Raw genomic sequence first — 9,850 nt, 5'->3', positions numbered from 1 at the left:
GGCCCCGGTGGCCGGGGCAGCAGCGCGTGAGCAGGCCGGTCAGGTGCGGGGGAGCGGGTCTTCTGCGGGGGGTGCGCTGTACTTGGCCGTGATTTCGTCGGCCGTGGACTTGTCGAGCAGCCTGAGGTCCCACGGGCCGGTGTTCACGTCGGATTCCTTGCCGAACCCGACCCACTTGCCGGCCATACGCCGTCCGGTCGGATCGACCAGCAGTTGGATGGCGCCGTGGTAGCGGGCGCCCCGGTAGTAGCCGTCCTGCGCGGTCTGTTCGACCCAGGTGCCGGTGACGATGTTTCGGTCGACGGTCAGGTCGAAGGACAGCGGGGAATCGGGGTTGGAGGAAGCGGAAGGGAGCGAGTGCCCGGTGATGCGGTTGCCGTTCTGCGTCAGGACCACGTGGTGCAGCCCGGTGAAGGTGTCGTCGCGGCTGCTGCTGAAGAACTCGTAGCGGCTCAGCCAGATCCCGGAGTGGTTCACGTTGCCCGGCTCCCGTCGGCCATGTCGGGTCCTCCCGGCTTCAGGGAGTGGGGAGTTCGCCGGTGCGCACGGCGGTGACGAAGGAGTGCCAGGCGGCGGCGGGGAAGACGAGGGTGGGGCCGGAGGGGTCCTTGGAGTCACGGACCGGGACGACGCCGCGGACGCCGTCGGCGACCTCGACGCACTGGCCCCCGTCGGAGCTGTGGGAGGACTTGATCCAGGTAATGGGTGAGTTGGGCTTCATGGCGGTTCCCTTCTGGAGGAGTGGGAAGTCGGCGGGGCCGACTTTCCGGGCGTGGCTGGTCTTGAGGTTCGCCCGGAGCAGGTTCGGCCGGGTCTCTCGTGGATCAGCTCTGGAGTCGCGGTGGCGCGGGGAGTTGACTTGGCGGAGCTTGGGTCAGACGCCGTCGAACTCGCCAGCCCGTATGGCGATGATGAACGCTTGCCAACTGGCTGGCGAGAAGTTGAGACGAGGGCCGTCCGGGTCCTTGCTGTCCCGCACGCGCACTGGACGGGCATCCGCCACCTCGACGCACTGACCGCCGCTGCCGCTGTGGGTGCTCTTGCGCCAGGTGATGGGGGAGTCGGGGTGCATGGCGGTTCCCTCCTGGAGGAGTGGGAAGTCAGCGGGGCCGACTTCCTATGCGCGGGCCGGGGCAGGGCGGATGTCGCGGCCCCGGGACCAGAGTTCCTCGATGTGCTCGGCGAAGCGGTCGAACATCCCGTTCTCCCCGCTGCGCCGCAGGTGCATCAGGGGCGAGTCGTGGCCGACCGTGCGGGCGAGGTGGGGGGTGACGAGGGCGTGCTCGTCGAAGCGGAAGACGGACAGGCCGACGTGGTTCGGGCCGTCCTCCGGGGCGCTGAAACGGGCCTCGACCCCCTCGACGCTGGAGAGCTTGCCCAAGCTCTCCAGCGTGACCCTGATGCGGGTGGACACGGTGAGGGCCACGTCCTCGATCTGCTCGCGCTCGCGCGTCGTGTCGGAATCCGGATCGCCGAGCAGGAAGCGGATCCGGCACCCACCCTCGGCCTTGCGGCGCAGGGTCTGCAGCAACTCGGGCTGCTCCAGCCAGACGAAGTAGTTGGTGTACCCGGCGAGGAAGACCTCGGACCGCGCCTCCGCGATCAGCTGCGCCCAGACCGATCGAGGGCAGGCCGAGCGGTGCGGATAGACGGCGAGGACTTCCCGGTCGTGCCCGGTCTTGACGTTCGCCCTGAGGATGTTCGGCAGGGTCACGGTTCATCACCCCGAGGTCTCGGTGTGGTGGGCGTGGAGCCGGCGTTTGTGGCGGGAGGGTTGGGGCCCCGCCGCCCCGAGGCCGGGGCGGCGGGGCGTGGGCAGGCCGGTCAGTTGTGGGGGGCCGGGTCTTCTGCGGGGGGTGCGCTGTACTTGGCCGTGATTTCGTCGGCCGTGGACTTGTCGAGCAGCCTGAGGTCCCATGGGCCGGTGTTCACGTCGAATTCCTTGCCGAATCCGACCCACTTGCCGGTCATACGCCGCCCGGTCGGATCGACCAGCAGTTGGATGGCACCGTGATAGCGGGCGCCTTGGTAGTAACCGTCCTGGGCGGTCTGTTCGACCCAGGTGCCGGTGACGATGTTCCGGTCGATAGTCAGGTCGAAGGACAGCGGGGAATCGGGGTTGGAGGAAGCGGAAGGGAGCGAGTGCCCGGTGATGCGGTTGCCGTTCTGCGTCAGGACGACGTGGTGCAGCCCGGTGAAGGTGTTGTCGCGGCTGCTGCTGAAGAACTCATAGCGGCTCAGCCAGATCCCGGAGTGGTCGTCACCAGTCGGAGTGGGAAGTACCTGCACCGGTATACCTGGCTTGCCGTTGACCATGTCGTGCCCTCCTGTGCCGTCCAGGGTCACCCTGGGAGGTAGCTGCGGCGTCTCGAACCCGAGGCGGTCGACAGGAAGATTCGTGACAGCCTCAAGAGCACGAACGTACACCGGGCGGGGGGCGCGCACCTCCCCGGATTCCCAACGCTGGACCAGGCGTTTGCTCGCCTCGTTGGGCTCACCCTGTTTCGTCCCTGCCGCCCGTAGGCGCTTTGCGAACTCATCCTGACTCAGACGCAGCCCGTGGCGCACGGCCCGCAGAGTCTCGTTCGGCGTCGTCACGACAACAGATTAGATCCAAGCAGCGCTACATGACGCCGAAATGACGTCTTGTCAGCGTGCCGAAGAGACGCCTTCCCGTCGTCGCGGTGGTTCTGCGTCAGCAGGCACGATCGGATTGCGCTCGCGGCACGAGATCGCCGCGCTGCGTGTTCGATCGACATGGGAAATTTCGACTGTGGAGGGTATCTCATGGCTCAAGATCAAGTCCCCCGTCTCCACGGGTACGGTGTCCGTTGGGACACCGAGGCCCGGTGCTACCGGGTGCGCAACGAGTGCACCGGGGCGTGGCTGTGCAAGCCCGACGGTGAGCGCAGCGGCTTCTCCTCCTTCACCGAGGCGTTCTCCGCGTGGCGGCTCTTCGAAGTCCACAAGCGGCCGGGGGAGTTGTGACCCTCTCCCGCGTCACGGCCGAGCAGCGCCGGCAGGCCGCCGTCGTCCTGGACGACCTCACCACCGTCCTCGCCCTGGGCCGGGTCAACCTGCCCACCCTGGAGGTGGATTGGGACACCGGCCGCTCCACCTGCGAGTACCTGCTGCACCTCACCGCCCGCCCGCTCGACCTGCTGCGGATCGTGGACCTGCTGCGCAAGGGCCTGCGCTACGAGCGCCTCACGTATGACGACTGAACTCATCCCCCGCCTCCTGTGGTGGGCCTGCCTCGCCCTCCTTCTCTTCGCTGCTCTCAGGAAGTGAACCCCCCGTGCACGACCCCCGCCTCCTCGCCAAGCCCCCCATCTGCCGGCTCGGCTGCCTCGTCCTGGTCCGCAACCAGCACGGCGACGTCCTGCTCGTCGACCCCGACTACCTCGACGGCATGATCCTGCCCGGCGGCCCCGGCAAGGCCAACGAGCCCCCGCACCGCGCCGCCGCCCGCCACCTCCACGCCCAGACCGGCATCATCCTGCGCCTGACCCACGCCGTCGCCCTCGACTACACCCCCTCCGACCGCTACCTGGAACGCTTCAACCTCGTCTTCGACGGCGGCACCCTGCGCGACGAACACCCCCTCACCGTCCCCCCGCAGAAGCGCAGCCGCCTGCACGGCGCCCGCTTCGTCCCCGTCCACGAACTCCCGCACCACATGGCCCCCTCCCAGGCCGCCCGCACCGCCGAAGCCCTCACCGGCCGCGCCCTCCCCCTCCTCCTCCACGGCCAGCGCCCCGACTGACCGACACCGGCCAGGCCGCTGTCAGTGCCCGCCCCTACCGTTCACCGCATGACCTGGCCTTTCGACACCGCCCCGCCCGTCCCCCTGCCGCCCGGCCGTCCCGTCGTCGGGGACGAGGGGGCGGGCACGCAGCCGTTGCTGTGGATCAGTGACGGGCCCGCGCCCGCCGGCCTGTGGGCCGAGCTGCACCGCGCCCACCCGCGCAGCGGACTGTGGCCGCTGCTGCTGAGCCCGCTGAGTGCCGGCGACCCGGACTTCCGCCCCTGGCTGTCCGGCGAGCTGTTCCCGGAGCACGTCTCCGACTTCGAGTCGTACGACTCGGCCGCCCTGCTGCGCACCTGGTGGGAGGCGGGCGACGAGGACGAGGACGGCGACGACGACGAGGAACTCGCCGAGGTCCTCGCCCCCTACGGCCGGACCTGGCCCGGGCCCGCCCCCGCCGTCACCGTCCCGGCGGGCGTGGCCGACGCTGAGGCGCGCGGCCTGGCCGAGGTCCTGGCGTCCTTCAAGGACGTACGGCTGGGCCTGGTGCCCGCCCGCAGCGGCGCCGAGGCGCTGGCCGCGTGCGGGTGGAGCGGCCCGCTGAACCACGAGAACGACACCGCCAGGATCGCCGCCGTCCTCGCCGACTGGGAACGCCGCTTCGGCGCGCAGCTCGTCGAAGTCGGCTTCGACACCCTCCACTTGAGCGTCCCCGTCCCGCCCGCCACCGTCGCCGAGGCGCTCCCGATCGCCGCCGAGCACACCGCCTTCTGCCCCGACCAGGTCCACCAGGGCGCCGGCACCCTCACCGCCTACGCCGAGCAGCTCGTCGACTCCCACCAGTGGAGCTTCTGGTGGGACTGAGCGCTGTGCGGGGTGAGATGACGAGCGGCATCGACAGGCTCGTACAGATCATGGGTGATTCCGGCCGCGAGCGCGCCGAGGTGGACTGGGATGGGTCGATCGACCGGCTCGGGGTCCGGCTGCCCTCGGACTACCGCGAGCTCGTGGAACGGTACGGCTGTCTCGAGTTCGGCGGGGACATCAGGTTCGCGTCGCCGGTGCTCGAACCCGGAGGCCCGGAGGAGGAGACCTTCAACAGCCTCTACTACTTCAACAAGGACGTCGGGGAGATGCTGGCGGAGTGGTACACCTGGGACGGGGTGTCCGGCCGCCCGTACGAGCCGTTCCCGGCGAAGGGGTGCCTGCTCGCGTGGGCCAACAACACCGGCTGTGACTACTTCTGCTGGGACACCTCGGCCGGCGACCCCGACGAGTGGCCGGTCGTGGTGTGGCGTTTCAGCATCAGTGAGATGGTCCGCTTCGACGGCGGCATGGCCGAGTTCCTCGCGGCCGTCATCGAGGGTGGGTTCCCCGACGCCGACGAGTACCTGGACCGGTCGATGGGCCCCGGCCTGTGGCGCTCGCGCTAGCCGTGATCCCCACCGCCCCGACGGCCGGACCCGGGGCGCTCAGCCGTGCGGGGTGGTCGGGCCCAGGGTGATGACCGGGCCGAGCAGCGGGCGGCAGCCGTCCCAGGTGATGGCCTGGCCGGGCGGGCAGGGGGTGTCGGTGCGGACCGGCTTGGGGGCCGGCGGGACCGGCCGGGGCGGGACGGTCGGTTCGAACATCGGGTTCCCGGTGTGGGCCGGGGCCGGCTCGGGGGCGGGCGGCTGCTCGGCCGCGGGCTGCTTCTTCGCCGGGGCGGCCGGGGCGTGGGCGGCCGGGGCCTGGGTGGTGCGGGGGCGGGCCGGGGCGGGCTTGGTGGCGGCGGGCTCGGGCGCGGCCTCGGCCCCGTCCTCGGACTGGTCGGCCGCGGGGACGACGGTGGGGACGGCCGTGGGCGCCTCGGTCTCCACCGGCACCGGGGCCGTCGTCGGCGCCTCGACCGAGGCCGAGGCCGAGGGGGAGGCCGACAGCGAGGCCGACGGCGAGGCCGACGGCGTGCCGGACGGCGTGGCCGCGGGGGAGGGGCTGGACGTGGCCGCCGCGTCCTGCGCCGCCGGGGCGGTGGCGCCGTGCGAGCCGGTGAGCAGCAGCGCCCCGCCGAGCCCGGCCGCGCCGAGGACGCACGCCCCCGCCGCGACGGCCAGGGCCTGCCGGCGCCGCTTCGTCGTCCCGCTGCTGTCGTCTTCCTGCGGCATCCGGCCCACCCCGTTCGCGTGATCATGTGTTCGAGCTGGGCGGATGCTACACGAACCGTCAGGGCGTACGTACCGCAACCCCGTCACGCCGGCGGCAGGCCCAGGGTGGGGAGGTGGCCGGCCATCAGGAGGGTGACGAGTTCGCGGCGGGTGCGGGTGCCGGTCTTGTCGAGGATGGCGCCCACGTGCTGCTGGACGGTGGGGACGGTCAGGTGCAGGAGGGCGGCGATGTCCTTGGTGCTGGTGCCGCGCACCGCGTGGAGGGCGACCTGCTGTTCGCGCGGGGACAGGCCGTGGGCGAGGACGGCGAGCGGCAGGTGCTGGACGGGGGAGACGGGGGAGGCGATGACGGCGACGCCGTCGGCCGGGCCGTCGAGCGGGGTGGCGTGCAGGGCGAGCCACTGGCCGTCGGGGGTGGTGCACACCCGGACCTCGGCGGGGCGGCCGGTGCGGGCGGCCTGGCGGGCGACGGTGAGGAAGCCGCTGGGCACGCCCGGGACGAGGCCGCCGGGTTCGGCCATCCGGGCGATGAGGTCGCGGGCCGCCGCGTCGGCGGAGCGCAGCCGGCCGTGGACGTCGAGGACGGCGACGGCCGGGGCCGGGGCGGGCGGTGCGGTGGTGGTGCGGGTGGGGCACAGCGAGGCGCGGTGGGCGGCGCGCAGGGCGGTGCCCACGGGGGTGACCAGGCGGGCGGCCAGGCGCAGTTCGGGCAGCTCGTAGGGGCCGCGGCCGTTCTCGCGCATGAACGCGGCGCTGCCCCAGCGGCCGCCGCCGAGGTCGAAGTTGATCCGCAGTTCGTCGCCGTAGCCGCAGGGCTGGAGCAACTCCCGGTAGCGGAGGCTGCGTTCGGGGTGGCCGTCGGTGGCGCGGCCGATGCTCTGCACCCGGTGCCCGGCGGCTCGGATGGCCTCGAAGGTGGTGGCGTCCTCGCCCTGGAGCTCCAGGCGGACGGCCTGTTCGAAGCGGGCGGGGTCGAGGCCGGAGGCGACGGTGGAGGTGGGGAAACCGGTGACCGGGTCGGTGCCGTGCCAGCACCCGCCGTCGAAGCCGAGGGGGCCCTGGAGCAGGGCGTGCAGTTCCCGGAACAGCTCGGCCGTGGGCAGCCGGGCGGCCGCCAGTTCGCCGATGGTGCCCAGCACTTCCCGCTCGATGTCACGTCGTTTGGCCACGGACCGAAGGCTAGGGAAGCGGGCCCCCGTTGTCGGTGGACGTACGAACGAATGGCCGGGAGCAGGCCGAGGGTGACCGAAAAATTCGGGGGCGGGTGCCACTGCTCGGCACCCGCCCCCGCCCCCGATCACCCGTGACGCGCCGCCGCGGCGGTCAGCTCCACGGGTTGGCCGGTTGGTCGTCGATCGCGGTCCAGAACCTGGTCTGGGTCGGCAGGGTGCCGTTGGCCCACAGGCCCCAGCCCGACGCGTCGTGGAACTCCGCCATCCGGAAGCCCGCCCCGAACGAGGCCGCGCACAGCTGGTCGGCGGCGGCCCGGCTGCTCAGCTGGGTGCCGGGCACCGGCGCGGTGGCCTTCACCTCGCCGCCGGCCCAGCTGTGGAAGCCGCTGGTGGGCACGCCCGCCGGGGCGGGGCGGCCGTCCTTGCGCAGGCACAGCACCGGCAGCTGGGTGCCGGCCGGGGTGTCGCCCTGGTACGGGTTGCTGGCCGTGTCGTAGCCGACGTGCACCACGTTGTCGGCGCGCTGCTCCAGGTTGGCCCAGGTCATGCCCTTGTGGGCGCCGACCGGGCCGAACAGGGCCTCGTAGCTGCTGCGGTAGATGTCCCACTGCTGGTAGGCGCCGTCGTTGCAGCCGAACATGTAGAGCTTCCAGCCGCCGAAGTTCTTCTCGGTGTTGTCCAGGCACAGCGAGCTGGAGACGTTCTGGATCCGCACCCCGACCATGTCGTACTTCGCGGTCTGGCCGGCCGCCGTGTACGGGGTGATCCTCCACATCTGGCTGGTCACGTTCGTGTAGCACTGGGTGCCGCTCGGGCGGCTGTCGGAGGCGGTCAGGCAGGAGCGCTTGTCGACCTCGTTGTTGATCGTGTAGACGCCGTTCCAGCCCGGGACCGGGGTGAACACCCACTTGCCCGGGTTGTTCGAGGGCGCGCAGGGGTGCATGTCCTGGGTGTCCCACACCGCGCCGTCGGGACAGCGTTCGGAGGCCTGGTTGAACAGGACCGTCGCAGGGGTGTCGGCCGAGGCCGCGCCGGGGGCGAGCGCCAGGCCGCCCAGGGCGAGCGCGGCCGAGAGGACGATGCGTCGGATGAGCGAGCGCAAGGGATCTCCAGATCGAGGAGGCAGGGGCAGGGGGGCGAGGGCGGTACGGCCGGCCGACCGACCCCCACCCTGTCAGGAACCCGTCACCCGCCGGTATCCGAGCTTTCTCGGACCCGCCCGGCACCCCCGAGGGCGTCCGTACGTCACCCCTGCCGACCTACCGACCTACCTACCTACCGACCCACCGACCTACCGATACGCGACCGATTCGCCCGCCACCCCCCACGCCCTACCGTCGGGGACGTCAGCAGGAACCACCCACGGCGAACCCCCAGGAGCACCCCATGACCGCCTACGCGATCGCCCAGGTCCACTCGGTCGAGTTCGGCCCCGACATCGTGGAGTACCTGGAGCGCATCGATGCCACCCTCGACCCCTTCGGCGGCCGCTTCGTCGTCCACGGCGGCACGTACGAGACGGTGGAGGGGAACTGGGGCACCGGCGGCACGATCGTCATCGAGTTCCCCGACCTGGAACGGGCCCGCGCCTGGTGGGACTCGCCCGCCTACCGGGAGATCCTGCCGCTGCGCACCCGGCACATGAACGCCGACATCATCCTGATCGAGGGCGTGCCGGCCGGCTACCGGGGCGCGGACAGCCTCCAGGCGCATTGAGGACGCCGAGGGTGTCGAGGGTGTCGAGGGTGTCGAGTGCGCCGCCGGGCCCCGGGTCTCAGGGACTGACCTGCTGGATGTGCTGGACGATGGGGACGGCGAGGTCCTTGATGTGCGGCAGCCGGTCCACGATGTTGTCGCCGTCCAGGAGGAGGACCTTGTCGCCGATCCGGACGGCGAGCACGTCCCGGGGCGCGTACGGGCCCGTCGGGGAGTTCTTCACCTCGATGGCCTCGTCGCCGAGGTTGGGCACCGAGGTGACCGTCACGGTGTGCGGGACGGGCTTCTTGTCCCAGTCCTGGCCGGTGTAGGTCTTGCAGTTGTCGGCGTAGGCGCGGATCAGGGCGAGCTGCTTGGTGGCGGTGCCGGGGAAGTAGGAACCCAGGTGGATCCCGGCCTCGTTGACGTCCTCGGACACGAGTTCCTCGGCGTGCGCGGTCTGGTAGCCCATCGCGAGGCTGTTCCCGCCCGCGGTGGTCAGCCAGTTGCAGGGTTGTCCGTCAGCGTCGGGTACGGATCGTCCTCGAAGTTGTCACCGGTGTCGGTCTCGCTGCTGTCCTTCATCGTCCAGCCGGCCGGCAGGGTCGCCGAGGTGGGCAGCAGCGGCTTCAACTGGCGCCCGCTCAGCGGCTTCGGGCCGCTCGCCGTGGGGCTCGCGGAGCTGACGACGGGCGGGGCGGTGGGCGGGGCGGCGTCGATCGTCGGCGTGGTGCCGACGGGCGGGGCGGCCGTGACGGCGGGCCCGGACGGCGAGGCGCTGCCCGCCGACAGCGGGCTGGGCAGGTCGAGATTGTTGGCCGCGCACCCGGTCAGGGCGACGGCCGCGGCGACGGCGACCACCGCACCGGCGGCGACTGGAGTTCTGGTCGTGGACACAAGGATCCCCCCGATCCTGGGCAGGCGAACTGCGCACGGACGTACGACGATTCGCGTACGTGCGGTGGTCATCCTGCCACGCGCCGCTACCGCCCCGTACGCCGGTCCGTCACCTGCCGCCCCCGGGGCCCCTGCCGCCCCTGCGGCCGCCCGCCGCTGGGGCCCGCCCGGCTACGACCGCTCGCGCCACCAGG

Annotated in this window: 15 protein-coding genes and 1 pseudogene; 6 read left to right on the top strand and 10 right to left on the bottom strand. The window is 71.9% G+C overall.

Features of this window, described 5'->3' with window-relative positions; all coding sequences use genetic code 11:
* Positions 1–39: 39 nt before the first annotated feature.
* From ACFC1T_RS37555 to ACFC1T_RS37535, 5 genes and pseudogenes are all read right to left on the bottom strand, one after another.
* Positions 40–489, bottom strand: a pseudogene (locus ACFC1T_RS37555) (hypothetical protein); the annotation flags it as partial.
* A gap of 28 nt (positions 490–517) precedes the next feature.
* Positions 518–721 (bottom strand): DUF397 domain-containing protein, encoded by a 204-nt coding sequence (locus tag ACFC1T_RS37550; protein WP_375897065.1) that lies wholly within the window; start codon positions 719–721, stop codon positions 518–520.
* A gap of 153 nt (positions 722–874) precedes the next feature.
* Positions 875–1,072: a DUF397 domain-containing protein gene (locus tag ACFC1T_RS37545; protein WP_375897063.1), complete on the bottom strand. Its 198-nt coding sequence runs from the start codon at positions 1,070–1,072 to the stop codon at positions 875–877.
* A gap of 45 nt (positions 1,073–1,117) precedes the next feature.
* Entirely contained in the window at positions 1,118–1,714 is a 597-nt protein-coding gene (locus tag ACFC1T_RS37540; RefSeq protein WP_375897060.1) for a DUF5919 domain-containing protein, read from the bottom strand.
* A 110-nt stretch (positions 1,715–1,824) separates the two neighbouring features.
* Positions 1,825–2,598, bottom strand: coding sequence for a helix-turn-helix domain-containing protein (locus tag ACFC1T_RS37535; RefSeq protein WP_375897058.1), 774 nt, complete (start codon positions 2,596–2,598; stop codon positions 1,825–1,827).
* 189 nt (positions 2,599–2,787) lie between these two features.
* Between ACFC1T_RS37535 and ACFC1T_RS37530 the strand changes: the two genes are divergently transcribed.
* The 5 genes from ACFC1T_RS37530 (at position 2,788) to ACFC1T_RS37510 (ending at position 5,181) form a co-directional block, all read left to right on the top strand.
* Complete coding sequence (locus ACFC1T_RS37530) at positions 2,788–2,988, top strand: hypothetical protein (RefSeq protein WP_375897055.1); 201 nt, start codon at positions 2,788–2,790, stop codon at positions 2,986–2,988.
* Positions 2,985–3,224: a hypothetical protein gene (locus ACFC1T_RS37525; protein ID WP_375897053.1), complete on the top strand. Its 240-nt coding sequence runs from the start codon at positions 2,985–2,987 to the stop codon at positions 3,222–3,224. The genes ACFC1T_RS37530 and ACFC1T_RS37525 overlap by 4 nt, the downstream gene beginning before the upstream one ends.
* 74 nt (positions 3,225–3,298) lie before the next feature.
* Positions 3,299–3,766: an NUDIX domain-containing protein gene (locus ACFC1T_RS37520; RefSeq protein WP_375897051.1), complete on the top strand. Its 468-nt coding sequence runs from the start codon at positions 3,299–3,301 to the stop codon at positions 3,764–3,766.
* 48 nt (positions 3,767–3,814) lie between these two features.
* On the top strand, positions 3,815–4,612 hold the full coding sequence (locus ACFC1T_RS37515) for a DUF4253 domain-containing protein (protein WP_375897048.1): 798 nt from the start codon (positions 3,815–3,817) through the stop codon (positions 4,610–4,612).
* Between the two features lie 50 nt (positions 4,613–4,662).
* The gene (locus tag ACFC1T_RS37510; RefSeq protein ID WP_375897045.1) at positions 4,663–5,181 is read left to right on the top strand and encodes an SMI1/KNR4 family protein; all 519 of its coding nucleotides are present in this window, start codon (positions 4,663–4,665) and stop codon (positions 5,179–5,181) included.
* Positions 5,182–5,220: 39 nt separating this feature from the next.
* Here the strand turns inward: ACFC1T_RS37510 and ACFC1T_RS37505 are convergent, their stop codons facing one another.
* From ACFC1T_RS37505 to ACFC1T_RS37495, 3 genes are all read right to left on the bottom strand, one after another.
* Positions 5,221–5,892 carry a hypothetical protein gene (locus tag ACFC1T_RS37505; protein ID WP_375897042.1) on the bottom strand — a complete coding sequence of 224 codons (672 nt, stop codon included), beginning with the start codon at positions 5,890–5,892 and terminating at the stop codon, positions 5,221–5,223.
* An 83-nt stretch (positions 5,893–5,975) separates the two neighbouring features.
* On the bottom strand, positions 5,976–7,061 hold the full coding sequence (locus ACFC1T_RS37500; protein ID WP_375897041.1) for a response regulator transcription factor: 1,086 nt from the start codon (positions 7,059–7,061) through the stop codon (positions 5,976–5,978).
* Positions 7,062–7,215: 154 nt separating this feature from the next.
* The gene (locus ACFC1T_RS37495; RefSeq protein ID WP_375897038.1) at positions 7,216–8,166 is read right to left on the bottom strand and encodes a hypothetical protein; all 951 of its coding nucleotides are present in this window, start codon (positions 8,164–8,166) and stop codon (positions 7,216–7,218) included.
* A 284-nt stretch (positions 8,167–8,450) separates the two neighbouring features.
* Here ACFC1T_RS37495 and ACFC1T_RS37490 point away from each other — a divergent pair, with 284 nt between their 5' ends.
* The gene (locus tag ACFC1T_RS37490; protein ID WP_375897036.1) at positions 8,451–8,780 is read left to right on the top strand and encodes a DUF1330 domain-containing protein; all 330 of its coding nucleotides are present in this window, start codon (positions 8,451–8,453) and stop codon (positions 8,778–8,780) included.
* Between the two features lie 58 nt (positions 8,781–8,838).
* Here ACFC1T_RS37490 and ACFC1T_RS37485 read toward each other — a convergent pair whose 3' ends face one another.
* On the bottom strand, positions 8,839–9,231 hold the full coding sequence (locus ACFC1T_RS37485; protein ID WP_375897034.1) for a hypothetical protein: 393 nt from the start codon (positions 9,229–9,231) through the stop codon (positions 8,839–8,841).
* Between the two features lie 26 nt (positions 9,232–9,257).
* The gene (locus ACFC1T_RS37480) at positions 9,258–9,656 is read right to left on the bottom strand and encodes a hypothetical protein (RefSeq protein ID WP_375897033.1); all 399 of its coding nucleotides are present in this window, start codon (positions 9,654–9,656) and stop codon (positions 9,258–9,260) included.
* Between the last annotated feature and the right edge of the window lie 194 nt (positions 9,657–9,850).

Source organism: Kitasatospora sp. NPDC056076, from assembly GCF_042266305.1.
In the GTDB taxonomy this organism is placed as follows: Bacteria; Actinomycetota; Actinomycetes; order Streptomycetales; family Streptomycetaceae; genus Kitasatospora.
Note: the sequence above shows the minus strand (reverse complement) of the source record. Positions and strands in the feature narration are given on the sequence as shown.